Source organism: Alphaproteobacteria bacterium (assembly GCA_039980135.1).
Lineage (GTDB): Bacteria > Pseudomonadota > Alphaproteobacteria > UBA6615 > UBA6615 > UBA8079.
The window spans coordinates 1,010,213-1,025,653 of sequence record JBDXCV010000003.1; the positions used below are offsets into that span (position 1 = coordinate 1,010,213).

The 15,441-nt window shown below is 64.1% G+C and carries 17 protein-coding genes and 1 tRNA gene; 14 read left to right on the forward strand and 4 right to left on the reverse strand.

The genetic code is table 11. The features are described 5' to 3' along the window. Positions 1–4 precede the first annotated feature (4 nt). From ABJ363_06790 to ABJ363_06800, 3 genes are all read right to left on the reverse strand, one after another. The gene (locus tag ABJ363_06790) at positions 5–1,033 is read right to left on the reverse strand and encodes a Gfo/Idh/MocA family oxidoreductase (GenBank protein ID MEP4378691.1); all 1,029 of its coding nucleotides are present in this window, start codon (positions 1,031–1,033) and stop codon (positions 5–7) included. Between the two features lie 25 nt (positions 1,034–1,058). Further along, the gene (locus ABJ363_06795; GenBank protein ID MEP4378692.1) at positions 1,059–1,724 is read right to left on the reverse strand and encodes a hypothetical protein; all 666 of its coding nucleotides are present in this window, start codon (positions 1,722–1,724) and stop codon (positions 1,059–1,061) included. A gap of 368 nt (positions 1,725–2,092) precedes the next feature. Continuing rightward, positions 2,093–2,182, reverse strand: a tRNA-Ser gene (locus ABJ363_06800). Positions 2,183–2,472: 290 nt separating this feature from the next. Here ABJ363_06800 and rplU point away from each other — a divergent pair. The 14 genes from rplU (at position 2,473) to ABJ363_06870 (ending at position 14,576) form a co-directional block, all read left to right on the forward strand. After that, a complete protein-coding gene (rplU, locus tag ABJ363_06805) occupies positions 2,473–3,018 on the forward strand; it encodes a 50S ribosomal protein L21 (protein ID MEP4378693.1) in 546 nt (181 codons plus the stop codon). 6 nt (positions 3,019–3,024) lie between these two features. Next, the gene (gene rpmA / locus ABJ363_06810) at positions 3,025–3,282 is read left to right on the forward strand and encodes a 50S ribosomal protein L27 (protein ID MEP4378694.1); all 258 of its coding nucleotides are present in this window, start codon (positions 3,025–3,027) and stop codon (positions 3,280–3,282) included. Between the two features lie 75 nt (positions 3,283–3,357). Next, the gene (gene obgE / locus ABJ363_06815; protein MEP4378695.1) at positions 3,358–4,452 is read left to right on the forward strand and encodes a GTPase ObgE; all 1,095 of its coding nucleotides are present in this window, start codon (positions 3,358–3,360) and stop codon (positions 4,450–4,452) included. Further along, positions 4,449–5,579 (forward strand): glutamate 5-kinase, encoded by a 1,131-nt coding sequence (proB, locus tag ABJ363_06820; protein MEP4378696.1) that lies wholly within the window; start codon positions 4,449–4,451, stop codon positions 5,577–5,579. The genes obgE and proB overlap by 4 nt, the downstream gene beginning before the upstream one ends. Positions 5,580–5,589: 10 nt before the next feature. Next, on the forward strand, positions 5,590–6,495 hold the full coding sequence (locus tag ABJ363_06825) for a DMT family transporter (protein MEP4378697.1): 906 nt from the start codon (positions 5,590–5,592) through the stop codon (positions 6,493–6,495). A gap of 72 nt (positions 6,496–6,567) precedes the next feature. Then, positions 6,568–7,857 (forward strand): glutamate-5-semialdehyde dehydrogenase, encoded by a 1,290-nt coding sequence (locus tag ABJ363_06830; protein ID MEP4378698.1) that lies wholly within the window; start codon positions 6,568–6,570, stop codon positions 7,855–7,857. Next, positions 7,857–8,501: a nicotinate-nucleotide adenylyltransferase gene (locus ABJ363_06835; GenBank protein MEP4378699.1), complete on the forward strand. Its 645-nt coding sequence runs from the start codon at positions 7,857–7,859 to the stop codon at positions 8,499–8,501. Before ABJ363_06830 ends, ABJ363_06835 begins: the two co-directional genes overlap by 1 nt. A gap of 106 nt (positions 8,502–8,607) precedes the next feature. Continuing rightward, positions 8,608–8,949 (forward strand): ribosome silencing factor, encoded by a 342-nt coding sequence (gene rsfS / locus ABJ363_06840; protein MEP4378700.1) that lies wholly within the window; start codon positions 8,608–8,610, stop codon positions 8,947–8,949. 24 nt (positions 8,950–8,973) lie between these two features. After that, on the forward strand, positions 8,974–9,426 hold the full coding sequence (locus ABJ363_06845) for a 23S rRNA (pseudouridine(1915)-N(3))-methyltransferase RlmH (protein MEP4378701.1): 453 nt from the start codon (positions 8,974–8,976) through the stop codon (positions 9,424–9,426). A 96-nt stretch (positions 9,427–9,522) separates the two neighbouring features. Continuing rightward, positions 9,523–10,164, forward strand: coding sequence for a 2,3-bisphosphoglycerate-dependent phosphoglycerate mutase (locus tag ABJ363_06850; GenBank protein MEP4378702.1), 642 nt, complete (start codon positions 9,523–9,525; stop codon positions 10,162–10,164). Positions 10,165–10,177: 13 nt separating this feature from the next. Then, a complete protein-coding gene (locus ABJ363_06855) occupies positions 10,178–11,479 on the forward strand; it encodes a peptidoglycan DD-metalloendopeptidase family protein (protein MEP4378703.1) in 1,302 nt (433 codons plus the stop codon). Between the two features lie 35 nt (positions 11,480–11,514). After that, the gene (locus ABJ363_06860; GenBank protein MEP4378704.1) at positions 11,515–12,747 is read left to right on the forward strand and encodes a S41 family peptidase; all 1,233 of its coding nucleotides are present in this window, start codon (positions 11,515–11,517) and stop codon (positions 12,745–12,747) included. Between the two features lie 24 nt (positions 12,748–12,771). Continuing rightward, positions 12,772–14,091 carry a divergent polysaccharide deacetylase family protein gene (locus ABJ363_06865; protein ID MEP4378705.1) on the forward strand — a complete coding sequence of 440 codons (1,320 nt, stop codon included), beginning with the start codon at positions 12,772–12,774 and terminating at the stop codon, positions 14,089–14,091. Next, the gene (locus ABJ363_06870; GenBank protein MEP4378706.1) at positions 14,088–14,576 is read left to right on the forward strand and encodes an RNA pyrophosphohydrolase; all 489 of its coding nucleotides are present in this window, start codon (positions 14,088–14,090) and stop codon (positions 14,574–14,576) included. Before ABJ363_06865 ends, ABJ363_06870 begins: the two co-directional genes overlap by 4 nt. Here the strand turns inward: ABJ363_06870 and ABJ363_06875 are convergent. Continuing rightward, positions 14,564–15,412 carry a ferritin-like domain-containing protein gene (locus ABJ363_06875; protein MEP4378707.1) on the reverse strand — a complete coding sequence of 283 codons (849 nt, stop codon included), beginning with the start codon at positions 15,410–15,412 and terminating at the stop codon, positions 14,564–14,566. The genes ABJ363_06870 and ABJ363_06875 overlap by 13 nt on opposite strands. Positions 15,413–15,441 lie beyond the last annotated feature (29 nt).

Sequence of the window (15,441 nt, forward strand, 5' to 3'; positions counted from 1 at the left end):
GCCGTCAGTCACGGCCCGCGAGGCGGTAGGCGTCCTGGATGAGGTCCATGGTCCGCGCGGCGGCGCGCGGCGGCACCGGCGGGCCGTCGCCCCGGGCAAACGCTTCCAGGTAATCTCTGGCCAGGGCCTGTGCCCCGATCTGGTACGGCGGCAAGCTCTCGACGAACTCTTCATGGTCGGGCTTGAGAATTTGTAGCCCGCCGCCGAACAGGCGCAGGATCGCCTTGTCCCCGACCACTTTCATTTCCTGCTCGCCGCTGTTTTTGGGCCATGTGGCAAGGCCCGGCCAGGCCGGCATCAGGTAGCCCATTTCATTGTTGAAGATGATGCCGCTCGGCGTGCGCATCGTCGCCAGCGCGTATTCTTCGACGTCGCGCCCATCGACATGGTTGCTGATCACCGCAGAGAGAACGTCAGGCTCTTCGCCCGTGAGGTGGCGGGCAAGGTCGAACCCGTGGCTGCCGATGTTGATCATGACACCGCCGCCGGCCGCCTGGCGATCATACATCCATTCGCTGTCCCAGGGCGCGTAGCGAAGCTGGCGCGGCCGCATGCTGCGATACTGCATGTGCGAGATGGTGCCGAACTCTTCGGCCTCGATCATCTCCCGCGCCTTGAGGGTAAAGCTGTTGTAGCGGGATGAATAGGGAATCCCGGTCCACGCGCCCTTGCGCTCGGATTTCTCCACCATCTCATTGACCGTTTTCGCGTCGGTGCCCCATGGTTTTTCCATGAGAAACGGCACGCCCTCGTCGACGAGGAAGTGGAACCGCTCGGGCATATCGACATGCCGCCCCATGGCGACGACGAAATCCGGCTTCGTCTTGTGGATCATCTCGCGATAGTCGGAAAACACCTCGCCGCCAAATTCTTCGGCCCGGGCCGCAGCAACTTCCTGCTTGGGATCCGACATGCCCACAAAGGTCGCGCCGAGATCGCGGAATGTCGGCAACCATGCTGAATCGTAGCGTGCATGCCAGTGGCTTACATCGACCGCCGCCACGCGCAGCTTGTTTGCCGGTTTATCCGCCATCGGTCAGTCCTTTCAGGTCGCGCGTCTATTCGGCTGCCTGTCGGCGTGATGCCTGACCGACGGCAGGAAACCGTCCGGCATAGGCTTCGATATCGTCGATTGTCAGGCCCGATACGGCGCGTCCCTGCCGGCGGTTGTAATCCGCCGGCTCGAGCTCGACCCACAAACTGTCGTTGAAACGGTTCAACAGGTTGAAAAGGCCCGAACACATCGTGATTTCGACGATCTCGGCCTCCGTAAACAGACGCTTCATCTCGGCAAAGAGCTTCGAGTCCTGCTTGGCCGTGTTGAGGGTGTTCGCCTCGGCCCAGGCGATTGTCGCTTTGTCCCGTTCGCTGAAGGTCGCGCTGGTTTTCCAGGCATCCGTCGTCATTTCCTCGAGCTCTTTTTCTGTCAGGCCCAGCGCTTCACCATAGAGCGACGTATGCGACGTGCAGTAGTTGCACTCGTTGGTCATCGACGTCTTGATCGATGCCAGCGCGCGCAGGCGCGGCTCGGTGGTGGCGCCCAAACCAGGCTGACGCAGGGATGCGACGAGGCCGATGAACCAGCGTGACACATAGGGGCTGTGCTTGAGCAGCACCCGCGTCGAGTTCGCCGACCGCCCCAGAAGAAGCGCACAGGCATCCAGCACTTCGTGGTCCAGCACATCGGCTTCTTCGTCCGTAAGACCGGAGATACGTTGGGTCATGAATTTTCTCCCTGGATTCGACCTGATCAGTCCGAATTCGGACATCGGCATTTGCGCAAGCGGAAACGCCGGCAGCATTTCGTCAAATATTTGACTTCACGATAGGCAGGTGACCACGGGCATGCCAATACAATTGCTTTATCCGCCCCATAAGTATCTCGCTGCGGGATGCCTCGATACCGGGGCCTGCAGCCGCGCCGCCAGCCTCCGACGTTCCGGCACGCCTGAGCTCCGGGAGATGTTGCCGTTATCCAGATCTAAGGCCCGCCTGTACCTTGGCGCCCTGACCGGAATTCGTTCAGTTATTACAATAGGTTGTGATAATACTTCGGGAGACCAGAAGTGACCGATATCTCGAGAAGAAAAGTTGGCGGAGGGAGAGAGATTCGAACTCTCGGAACGCTTGCACGCTCAACAGTTTTCGAGACTGCCCCGTTCAACCACTCCGGCACCCCTCCGCCGATTTCCGGATATCGTTCGTGATATCAGAAACGGGCCTGCTCTGTGTGCAGGCGCAGGGTTTCTACCCCACCCGGTGATAAACCTGCAACCCGCTGTGGGTGGGGGATTTTAAGACGTTTCCGCGCGCGTTGGGCGGTTGACACGCGGCGCTGGCGGCGTATAGTCCGCCCGCAATTGACGGGCCGCCGGATTTATTCGCGGTCCGCGTTGTTTTTGCTGGAACATTCGGCACTCGTAGGACCGCGCTTCGGCGTGGCGCGATGGCCGCGACACAACGGATGCGAATATGTACGCAGTCATTCAAACCGGCGGGAAGCAGTATCGCGTCGCCAATGGTGATGTGATCACCGTCGAGAAGCTCGAAGGCGAGGCCGGCAGCACCCTGGCAATCGCACCGGTGCTGATGCTCGACGACGGCAAGGAAACCCAGGTCGGCACGCCGATCGTCGAGGGGGCCGCCGTCACCGCCGAGCTGGTCGAGCAGACCCGCGGCAAGAAGATCGTGGTGTTCAAGAAAAAGCGCCGCCAGGGCTATCAGCGTACTCACGGGCATCGCCAGGATCTCACGGTCCTGCGCATCGTCGACGTGACGGGCAAGGCGAAGGCGCCGGCGAAGAAAGCCGCCAAGGCGGCCCCGAAAGCCGCGCCGAAGACCGAGGACGCGCCGGCAGAGGCAGCACCGGCTGCGGAGGCGAAACCCGCCGCGAAGAAGCCTGCTGCAAAGAAGCCGGCCGCCAAGAAGGCCGCGTCCAGCACGGCGAAGAAACCTGCGGCCAAAAAGCCGGCCGCGAAGAAACCTGCGGCCAAGAAGCCGGCTGCGGACAAGGAGTAATCAGAGATGGCACATAAAAAGGCAGGTGGCAGCTCACGCAACGGCCGCGATTCAGCGGGCCGTCGGCTCGGCGTCAAGAAGTATGGCGGCGAAGCGGTCATTCCGGGCAACATCATCATCCGCCAGCGCGGCACCAAGTTTCATCCCGGCGAAAATGTCGGCATCGGCAAGGACCACACCATCTTCGCGATGAGCGAAGGAAAGGTCGAGTTCACGCGCAAGCGTGGCGGCCGGAACTTCGTGTCGGTGGTTCCGCCGGCCTAAGGGTCCGCCGCGAGACTGTATTTTTCGGGGAGATTGGCTAGCCGATCTCCCCGTTTTACGTTTAGAGACCGGATCATGAAATTTCTCGATCAGGCAAAGGTGTATCTGCGCTCCGGCGACGGCGGCAATGGCTGTGTCAGCTTCCGGCGTGAGGCGAACGTGCCCCGTGGGGGACCCGATGGCGGCGACGGCGGGCGTGGCGGCGATGTGATCGCGGTCTGCGTCGATGGTCTGAACACCCTGATCGACTATCGCTATCGCCAGCATTTCAAGGCCGATCGCGGCACCGACGGCATGGGCAAGGCGCGCTATGGCGCCGGCGGCAAGGATTCGGTCCTCGAACTGCCGGTCGGGACCCAGGTTTTTGCCGAGGACGGCGAAACCCTCATCGCCGACCTGACGAAGGCCGGCGAACAGGTCACCCTGCTTGAGGGCGGTCAGGGCGGGCGCGGCAATATTCATTTCAAGAGCTCGACCAATCAGGCACCGCGCCGCGCCGATACCGGTGGCGAGGCCCAGGAAATGTGGGTCTGGCTGCGCCTGAAACTGATCGCGGACGCCGGTCTTGTGGGGCTGCCCAACGCCGGGAAATCGACCCTGTTATCGGTCGTCAGTGCGGCGCAGCCAAAGATCGCGGATTATCCGTTTACCACGCTCTATCCCGGGCTCGGCGTCGTCGAAAGCGATGATCGGGCCTTCGTGATGGCCGATATTCCCGGGCTGATCGAGGGTGCACATGACGGCAAGGGGCTGGGCGACCGGTTCCTCGGCCATGTGGAACGCTGCCGCGTGCTCCTCCACCTCGTGGACGTGACGGCGGGTCCCGACGGCGTGACCGAGGCCTATCGCACGATTTGCGAGGAACTCGCGGCCTATGGCGGCGGCCTGGCGGACAAGCAGATCGTGGTCGCGCTGAGCAAATGCGATGCCGCGTTGCCCGATGATATCGCCGCCTGTCGCGCCGCGCTGGCCGAGATGGGCGCGGAGAACATCCACGAGATTTCCGCTATCGCCGGCGACGGCATGCTCGAAACCCTGCGCGCGCTCTGCCGGATTATCGATGCCGAGGCCGCAGCCGAGAAGGCTGCGTCGGAGAAGGTCGAGGCGGAGAAGGCCGAAGCATTTTCCGTCGCGAATGGCGCGGGGGATGTCGCGGAGCCGGTCCAGTGACCTCCGGCAGGGATCTTTCGGCAAGCAAGCGGATCGTGGTCAAGATCGGTTCGGCGTTGCTGGTCCATGATGACGGCCGGCTGCGCGCGGAATGGCTCGAGGCGCTGGCACAGGACATCGCGGCGCTGCGTGAGACCGGTGCGGAAATCCTGATCGTCTCCTCCGGCGCGATCGCCATCGGGCGGCGCTTGCTGGGGCTGGCGCGGGGGCCGCGCAATCGCGCACTCCGGCTCGAGGAAAGCCAGGCGGCCGCAGCGGCGGGCCAGGTACGTCTTGCCCACGCATGGCAGGAGACGCTCGGCCAGTGCGACGTGCCGGTCGCGCAGATCCTGCTCACCATCGAGGATACCGAGGATCGCCGCCGCCATCTGAATGCGCGCAACACGATCGGCACCCTGCTGCGCCTGGGCGTGGTGCCCGTGATCAACGAGAATGACACGGTGGCCACGGATGAAATCCGGTTCGGCGACAATGACCGGCTGGCCGCGCGGGTGGCCCAGATGATGGGAGCGGACACCTGCATAATCCTGTCCGACATCGACGGGCTCTACACCGCCGACCCGACCCGAGACGGCACTGCCCGTCACATCGCGGAAGTCGACGCGATCACGCCGGAGATCGCCGCGATGGCCGGTGAGACGGCGGGCGATGATGGTTCGGGCGGCATGATCACCAAGATCGAGGCGGCGCGCGTGGCGCTGCAGTCGGGCTGCCGTCTGGTCATTGCCGATGGCCGGGGCCTGAACCCGCTCGATGGGCTGGCGGCCGGCGCGCGGGCGACCTGGTTTGTGTCGCAGGCGGAGCCGCACACCGCGCGCAAGCGCTGGATCGCGGGGACATTGAAACCCGAAGGCACCATCACGGTCGACGCGGGTGCGGCGAAGGCGCTGGCACGCGGCAACAGCCTCCTGCCCGCCGGCGTCACGGCCGTGGAAGGTTCGTTCGAGCGCGGCGACCCGGTGATTGTGCGCGCCGGCGACGGACAGGAACTGGCGCGGGGGCTCGTCGCCTATGGCCGGGAAGACGCCCAGCGGATATTGGGCCGCCAGTCCGGCGAGATCGAGACTATTCTCGGCTATCGCGGCCGTGAGGAAATGATCCATCGCGACGACCTCGTCGAGAGCTGAGCGCCGCACGATGGCTGCCGCCCGTACCGAAAGCCCGATCACCTATACCCTCGTCCTTGTCGCTTCGCTGATCGCGGTGGCCCACGCTGCCATCTTTGTGCGCATGGCCGATGCAGATCCGCTTGTGACGGCCGCCTGGCGCATGGCGATTGCCTCGCTGGTGTTGTTGCCGCTCGCCGGCGTGACGGCGCGTGATGAAATACGGCGGCTCGGGGGACGCGAATGGAAGTTGATCGCCGGGGCTTCGGTGTTTCTGGCGCTGCATTTCGCGACATGGATTGCGTCCCTCGATTTCACGTCGATCGCGAACTCCGTGGTGCTGGTCACCCTGACGCCGGTGTGGCTGGCCGTCTGGGCGGTTTTGGCGCTGCGCCAGCCGCCGGGCCGCCGCACCTGGCTGGCGGTCGGGCTCGCCCTGGCGGGCAGCGCGGTCATGGGATGGGGCAGTGCCCGGGTCGGGTCGGCGACCCTGTTCGGTGACGGGTTGGCGCTGCTCGGCGGGATTCTGTTTGTCGGGTTTCTGCTGCTGGCCGAGGCCGCGCGGCGGACCGTCGGCATCGTCGCCTTTGTCACATTGGTCTACAGCGGTGCGGCGATCCTGCTATGGGCGGCGGTATTCGCATTGGCCCTGCCGCTTGTCGGACTGTCGCTGGAAACCTATCTGGCATTCATCGGGTTGGGGCTGGTCAGCCAGATCATCGGCCATACGGGCTTCAACTGGGCGGTGCGGGCCATCTCGCCGATGGTGCTGGCCTTGCTGCTTCTTTCCGAACCCCTGCTGAGTGCGGCGCTCGGCTGGTTCTATTTCGGCGAGGGATTTACCCGGGAGACAGCCATCGGCGGCGTGCTGATCCTCACCGCCATCTATCTGGGTGTACGGGCCGGCGGCGCGCATGTGACGGAGCAAACGGGATGATATTTGCCGGCAAATTGACTATCGTCGCCGGCAAGACCGCACAAACGGCCTGAGAAAGTAAGCGGAACGGATATGACGGCAGCACATGACATCGCGGCGGACGCCGCCGACATTCGCGCCTTGATGCACGACATCGGTGCGGCGGCGAAGGCCGCTGCCAATGAATTGGCGACGGCCACGCCCGAATCCAAGAATGCCGCGCTGCACGCGGCGGCGGCGGCTATTCGTTCGCGCAAGGACGAGATTCTGGCGGCGAACGCCAAGGACGTCGCGCGCGCGGAAGCCAATGGCGTGAAGGGGTCGTTCCTCGATCGCCTCGTCCTGAACGACGACCGTGTCGACGCCATGGCCCGGGGCCTGGAAGAGGTCGCGGCGCTGGACGATCCCATCGGCACGGTGCTGGCGGCGTGGGACCGGCCAAACGGGTTGCGGATCGCACGGGTGCGCGTGCCGCTGGGCGTGATCGGCGTGATCTATGAATCACGCCCGAACGTCACCGCGGACGCCGGCGGCTTGTGCCTCAAGGCCGGCAATGCCGCGATCCTGCGCGGCGGCTCGGAAAGTTTTGAATCCTCCAACGTGATCCTGTCCTGCCTGCAGGACGGGTTGCGCGCAGCAGACTTGCCCGAGACGGCCATCCAGGCCCCGCCGACGACTGACCGCGAGGCCGTTGGCGCGATGCTCACCATGGTCGACTTCATTGACGTGATCGTGCCGCGCGGCGGCAAATCCCTGATCGAGCGCGTACAGACGGAGAGCCGGATCCCGGTGTTTGCCCATCTCGAGGGGCTTTGCCACACCTATGTGCATGGCGCGGCCGACCCGCAGATGGCCAGGGACATCGTGCTCAATGCCAAGATGCGCCGGACGGGTATTTGCGGGGCAACCGAGACCGTGTTGATCGACCGGTCGGTGGCCCCGAATTTGTTGCGCCCCATCGTCGATGATCTGGTCGGCGCCGGTTGCGAGGTGCGCGGCGATGCGGCAGCCCGCGACATCGATGATCGGATCGTCCCGGCCAGTGATGCCGATTGGGATACGGAATATCTCGATGCCATCGTCTCGGTTCGCGTCGTCGATGACGTCGAGGCGGCCATCGACCATGTGAACAGTCATGGGTCCAACCATACCGATGCGATCGTGACGTCGGATACGGGCGTGGCGGAGCTTTTCCTCGCGCGTATCGACAGCGGCATCGTGCTGCATAACGCATCGACGCAGTTTGCCGACGGGGGCGAGTTCGGCATGGGTGCCGAGATCGGTATCTCCACCGGCAAGATGCATGCGCGCGGCCCGGTCGGGGCCGAGCAACTGACCAGCTACAAGTATGTGGTGCGCGGCGCCGGGCAGACCCGGCCCTGATCTCGGTACCGAGTTCCCGCCATCGGCTCTCCCGGCCCGGCAGCCTTCGCCATCGCGGCCGGCGGATCGGCCTTTTGGGTGGGTCCTTCAATCCCGCGCATGACGGACACCGCTATATCAGCCGGGTCGCGCTGACCCGACTGGGGCTCGATGAGGTCTGGTGGCTGGTGTCCCCCCAGAACCCGCTCAAGTCCGAAGTCGGGATGGCGCCCTTCGAGTCGCGTCTGGAATCAGCAAAACGGGTCGCCCGCGACCGGCGAATCCGGGTGTCCGCAATCGAGACGGCGCTTGGCACACGCTTTACCGCCGATACCCTGAATGCCCTGCAAAACCGGTATCCGGCGGCGAAGTTCGTGTGGTTGATGGGGGCCGACAATCTGGTCCAGATATCCCGGTGGCGCGCATGGACACAAATATTTAGCACGATGCCCATTGCCGTATTCGCGCGCGATTCATATGATTCGAAGGCGTTGTCGGCTCTCGCGTCTATTCGTTTTCGTCGCGCGCGACTTCCGGAACGTGCGGCAAGGCTGCTGCCTGACGCCGCGCCGCCTGCCTGGGTGTTCTTGCGGATCGAACCGCACCCGGCGACGGCGACGGAACTACGTCAGAACGGGGCCTGGCCGGCCAGTAGCGATGAGTGAACGCAGCGGGGCGTCCCGACTGCATTTGGAGGCGTAGTTTGAAAACGAGGATCTCGTTATAGCACGCAAGCAAAAGGCGGCTCCGCGGCCATCAGCGGAGGCAATCCTGGCTCTCGTCGAAGAATCCCTGGACGAAGACAAGGCCGACGACATCAAGGTCGTACCCCTCGTCGGTAAATCGGACATCGCAGACTTTATGGTCGTCGCCAGCGGCACGTCATCGCGTCGGCTGGACTCGATCACGGAGCATCTCATGGCGCGACTCAAATCCGCTGGCGTGAAGGATACCCACGCCGAAGGGCGGCGTTCGGGCGAATGGGTCCTGGTGGATGCGGGTGACGTCATCGTCCATCTGTTTCGACCGGAATCCCGCGAGCATTATGCCATCGAGAAATTGTGGGAAGCCGAGTTCCAGAGCGCGGCCTCGCAGGAGGCGATGCCTGCCTGACAGCGGAGGCTGGCATTGCAGATAATGATCGGCGCGATCGGCCGCCTGCGGGCGGGACCCGAGGCCGCGCTCCTTGACCATTTTCGAAAGCGGATCACCGCGTGGCCAGTGGAGCTGCGCGAGTTTGAACTGAAGCGCAAGGTTGCGCCCGACCATGTATCGGACGCGGAGGGGGAATTGCTGCTCGCCGCGATCCCTGATGGCGCCCATGTCATTGTCCTCGATGAGACCGGCAAATTGTCGACCAGCGCCGGTATCGCGCGCGATATGTCCGACCTGCAGGATTCCGGCTGCCGGAACCTGGTGTTCCTGATCGGCGGGGCGGACGGGCACGGGGATGACGTGCGCGCGCGGGCCGATAGAATGATCGCGTTCGGCCGCAACACCTGGCCGCATATGTTGATGCGAACGCTGCTCGTCGAGCAGATATACCGCGCCCAGCAAATTATTGCCCGGCACCCTTATCATCGGGCCTGAATCCTATCCTTGCGTGGTGCTGGCGAACCGCGCTCGAATCGGGCAAAACGACGCGCATACGGACGTGTCAAACCGCACAGACATAAGGGATTGCGGATGAACTATCTGATCATCATGCGCCACGGCCAGAGCCAGTGGAATTTGGAGAACCGTTTCACCGGCTGGGAAGATGTCGATCTGACCCCGGCGGGCGAGGATGAAGCCCGGCATGCCGGCACGCTGTTGAAGGGTTTTCCCATCGATGCGGTGTATTCCTCGACTCTCAAACGAGCGCGACGGACCGTTGAAATGGCGCTCGATTCCGCGGCCGGGGCGGGCGCCGACCTGTCGGCGCTGCGTGCCGGGGATGGCTGGAACATCACCCGCGACGATGCGCTGCGCGAGCGCCACTATGGTGACCTCGTTGGGCTGAACAAGGCCGAGACCGCCGAGAAATTCGGTGACGAGCAGGTCCATCTCTGGCGGCGCGGTTTCGAAGTCCGCCCGCCCAACGGCGAAAGCCTCGCCGACGTGGTCGAGCGGGTGCGTCCGTACTACGAAGGCGAAATCGAACCGCTGGTGCGCAGCGGCAAGAATGTGCTGGTCTCGGCGCATGGCAACAGTCTGCGTGCGCTCTTGCTCATTCTGGGCGAGTATACGGCTGACGAAATCACCGGCGTGGAATTGCCGACCGGCAGGCCGCTGGTGTTCGAGTTCATCGATGGCGCCAAACAGAAGAGTTACTATCTCGGCGAGTAGGCAGGGATACCGCATGGGCCGCGTCTTGTGGGGCGCGGTCGTCATGACGTTTGTCGGCGTTATCGCGGTCGACCCTGCAACGAATGATGCCCTTGCGCAGTCCGGTGAACCCGATGCGGTGGAAGGGCGCCTCGAATCGGTCCGCGAGGCAATTGAGGCCGATCGGAAGTCGGCCGACGCTCTGGCCCGGGCCGCCGAAGTCCAGGCGCGTGAACTCCAATCCCTTCGGGCCGAACTCCGCGCCGCCGCGCGCGCCGTGCAATCCCACGAAGCGGCTCTCGATACGATCGAAACTGAGCTTGCCGTGCTCCGCGGCGATGCCGCACGCAAGGAAGGCACGCTTGAGCGCCGTCGTGCGCAGCTCGACGGCACCCTGGCCGCGCTGCAACGCCTGTCCCTGCGCCCCACGGCGGCCCTGCTGGTCAGTCCCGGTGACCCGAACGACGTTGTCCGCAGCGGGTTGCTGTTGCGCACTGCGGTACCGGAGATCGAGCGCCAGGCCCGAATTCTGCGCGACGATATCGCTGAACTCGCCGCGTTGCGGAACAGGATTGAACTGCGACGCGGCGCTCTGCAGCAGGCGGCGGTCGATCTCAATCGCGATCGGGGCCGGCTGGAAGCCCTGTCGAAGACCAAGAACGACATCCTGCAGCAGACCCGCGGTGCCCGGTCCGCGGCCGATGCGCGGGTCTCCGAGTTGCGCCGGGAGGCGCAGACGCTTGAAGAATTGTTGTCACGTCTGCGTGACAGGACAGCTGCCGCGGCCCCTCAACCGCGGCCCCGGCCGGGCTCTCCGCCGGCGGATTTCGTGACGCCGACACTGGCGCCGTCTGGTCCGTCGATCGCCTCGGCACGCGGAAACCTGACGCCACCGGCCCATGGCCGGGTGATTCAGGGCTTCGGAGACGAGACCGATGCGGGCCCGCGTGCGCGCGGCGTTACCTGGCAAACCCGGGCCGAGGCGTCAGTGGTGGCGCCCTGGGACGGCCGGATCGCGTTTGCCGGGCCGTTTCGGCGCTTCGGGCAAATCTTGATCATCGATCATGGCGAGGGATATCATACACTTATCGCCGGGCTGGGGCGCATCGAGGCGGAGGTTGGCCAATGGGTCCTCGCGGGAGAACCGCTGGGCCGTACGGTCGACGGCTCAAATCAGCCTCAGGGCGCCGGCGAGGGCACGAAAAGCGGGGGGCAGGCCGCGAGGGCCGAAAACCGATCGAGCGGGTCGAAGCTCTATGTTGAGCTCCGCCACGACGGAGAACCGATTAACCCGTTGCCCTGGTTGGCAGCGCAAACGAACAGGACACAAGGCTAATGCGCAAACTGATTACCGCGTTCGCATTTTCGGCGATGCTTATCTCCGTTCCCGCCGCCGCGATTGCCGCGGAATCCGACGAGGAAACATTCCGCCAGCTCGAGTTGTTCGGCGACATCTTCGAGCGCGTGCGTTCCCAGTATGTCGACGAGACCGAAGACGGCGATCTCATCGAGGCGGCGATCAACGGGATGCTGCAATCCCTCGATCCCCATTCGAGCTACCTGAACGAGGATAATTTCCGCGACATGCAGGTGCAGACCCGAGGCGAGTTCGGCGGTCTGGGCATCGAAGTCACGATGGAGCAGGGCTTTGTCCGGGTGGTATCTCCGATCGATGAAACCCCGGCGGCGCGCGCAGGTATCGAGGCGGGTGATTTCATTACCCATCTGGATGGCGAGACGGTGCTTGGGCTGACCCTTTCCGAGGCGGTCGACAAGATGCGCGGGCGTATCGGGTCGGATATCAAGCTGACGATCCGGCGCGAAGGCGTCGATCCCTTCGATGTCGCGGTCACGCGGGATGTCGTCCGCATCAAGTCGGTACGCAGCCGGGTCGAGGGCAGAGTTGGCTACGTCCGCATCACCACGTTCAACGAGCAGACCAGTGACGGCCTTGAGGCCGCCATGGCAGACATCAAGCAGGAACTGGGTGACGAGTTGATTGGTATCGTTCTCGACCTGCGGCGCAACCCCGGTGGCCTGCTCAATCAGGCTGTACAGGTTTCCGACGCGTTTCTGGACCGCGGCGAGATTGTCTCGACCCGGGGGCGCGAAAAGGACGATTCGCAGCGCTTCAACGCGCGTGAGGGCGATCTCGCGAATGGATTGCCGATGGTGGTCCTGATCAACCGCGGTTCGGCCTCGGCATCGGAGATCGTCGCCGGCGCCCTGCAGGATCACAAGCGCGCGGTCGTCATGGGAACCGAGAGCTTCGGCAAGGGGTCTGTGCAGACGATCATGCCCATTCCGGGCCATGGCGCGATGCGCCTGACGACGGCGGCTTATTTCACGCCGAGCGGGCGCTCGATCCAGCAGACGGGCATCACGCCGGACATCAAGGTCGAGCAGGCGAGGATCGAAACCCAGAACGTGCAACAGGGGCCGCGTGAGAGGGACCTGCGCAATGCGCGCGACAATGAGGGATTGGATCGCGAAGGTGACGCCGATGGGGTGGTCGAGACAACCGCGCAGCAGGATTATCAGCTTGCCCGTGCGCTCGATCTCCTGAAGGGCATCGCGACCTACAATGTCCGGGCGACGAACTAGGCAATCCGGGGTACGGATCAAGGTATGAGCGAGGAATTCGCCGAACCGGCGTTCCGATTGAACTGGCGTGTAATTCTACCGTCTGCCGTTGCCCTCACGCTCTTTGTTGTGTTGGCCGGATTGATCGCTGCGGTCGTGGTCGGCATCACGGCCGATCCGCCGGAAGAGCCGGAGATCGCGGCGGCGCAGCCGCCAGCAGCGACGACACCTGAAGCTGCACCGGATGAGCTTGCGGGGCAGGCCGAACCGGCGCCGGCAGACCAGGCCGCCGCCCCTGCGGAGACGGCCCCCGCCGTGGCGAGCCCGGATATGTCTGCTGGCACAGCTGACGCGCAATCGACCGAGCCGACGCCGGATGTGACCGCCGGGGATGTGGCGGTGCAGAGCGAGGCGCCTGCGCCTGAACCGGCCGCCGAACCCGCTGCCGCACCGACCGTCGGCAAGCCGCCGGAAGAGCCTACCGAAACCGCCGCGGCGACGCCGCCCGCCGTGCCGAAACCGCCAAATGTTCTGCCCCGCGCGCAGACCGGCGGCGGTCTTCGCCCGGCCCCCGACCCGGCATTGATCGAACAGTCGAGCTTCGGCCCCTTGCCCCGGATCGGTGCGAACGGACGCGAGCCATGGCAGGCCTATGCGCGGCCGGTGCCCGGTGGCGATGATCGCCCCCGTGTTGCCGTTATTCTCAGTGGGCTCGGGCTTTCGAGCGCGGCGACCGAAGCCGCAATTCAGGGCCTGCCGGGAGAGGTCACGCTCGCATTTCAGCCTTTTGCCGACAATATCCAGCAATGGATCAGGCTCGCGCGTGCGGCGGGGCATGAGGTGTTGCTCAATCTGCCCATGGAGCCGGTCGATTTCCCGGCGAACGATCCTGGCCCGCGTGCGCTTTTCGTAACCCTGTCACCCGACGAGAACGAGGAGCGGCTGCGTTGGGCGCTGTCGCGCGTGACCGGCTATGTGGGAGTGGTCAACCATATGGGGTCGCGGTTCACGACCTCGCGTGAGGCGATGCAGCCCATCCTGGCCGAGATCAAGGCGCGGGGGCTGCTCTATGTCGATGCGCGTTCTTCGGCCCGCAGTATTGCCACGGTGATGGCGACGCAGATGCAGGTTCCCCGTGCGATCAATGACCGTTTTCTGGATTCGCGTGAGGTCTCGCGCGTGACAATCGATGCGCGGCTGATAGAGCTTGAACGGATCGCCAAGGATGCGGGTGTCTCGATTGCCATCGGGCAGGCATTTCCGGTCACGATCGAGCGTGTGCGTGAATGGGCCCAGACCCTGGAAGGCAAGGGCCTGGCCCTGGTGCCGGTGTCTGCGGTGGTGAATACGCAGGCCGACCGGTGAGCGCACTGGTCGCGACCGACGCCGACGCGGAATTCTATCGTCCGTGTGCCGGGGTCATGCTGGTCAATGGCGAAGGCCGGATATGGGTCGGTGAGCGCAATGATTTTCCCGGGGCCTGGCAGATGCCCCAGGGCGGCATCGATGCCGGCGAAGACCCGCGCCTGGCGGCCCTGCGCGAACTGGCCGAGGAAACCAGCGTCTCGAATGTCACCCTCCTGGCCGAGGCGCCGCACTGGCTCAAATATGATTTGCCGGCGGATCTGGCCGGGCGGGCCTGGAAGGGGCGATGGCGTGGCCAGATGCAGAAATGGTTCGCCTTTCGCCATCTCGGAGGCGATTCGGAGATCGACGTGAGCGGTGTGGAATCACCCGAATTCGCGCGCTGGCAATGGGTCGACCTCGACGAGGTTCCGCAGCTCATCGTCGAATTCAAACGCCCGGTGTACGAGACGCTGGCGGAGACCTTCCGGCCCTATATCGGCTGAGTGCCCGCGGTCGCCGGTTCGTCGCGATTGTTGGCGCGCAGGTTCATGAACCAGCAAGTGACGCGTGCAATCCAGTTGGCGATCTTGCCATGGGGTGAAAAGCCGACGGCCTTGAAAATCAAGGTCACCGCGCGTTCGACATGGTGGGTCTCGTAAAACCCATAGGCGCGTGACATATAGGCGCGAATGCACCGTTTGCGGTTATACGGTTCGCCATTGTTGTTCGCGGCGTAATAGGCGTAGGCGAGTTCGTCGTCTTCGCTCTCGCCGATCCGGCCGATTCCGACCATGAGCCGCTTGATTTTGCCCAGCCGCTCGATCGTCCGGTAGCGCTCCATATGGGTATAGAACAGCTTGTAGTGCCGGATTTCGTCCTGGGCGATGTAGCGGCAGATTTCCCGCAACACGGGTTCGTCGGTCGCTTCACGCAGCGCGGTGTAATAAGACGATGTCCCGACTTCGACCATGCACCGCGCGACCAGCTCGCCACAGCGCGTGCCGCGGACGGATTCTTCCGCGGCCATGGGCAACTGTATTTTCTTCGAGAAATCCGCAAACCGGGTTTCGAAATCGAAATCGGGGTCGGCGATCTGTGCCCAGCGTGACAGCACCTGACCATGCTGGACCTCTTCGAGCGACCAGCGCCGTGCGGCGTTCTGGAACTCCGGGTCGTCGTTGAAGACGTTGCACAGATAGTCGGCGTAGGTATCGCCATTATATTCGACCATCGCAGCCGCCTTGACGATACGGAGCATTTCCGGATCGACCTTCGACGGGTCGAACCGGTCCCACGGGATATCGTCGGGTGTCCAATGTCTGCTCTGATCTTCGATCATGACGTCACATCAACGATTGGCATACGGAC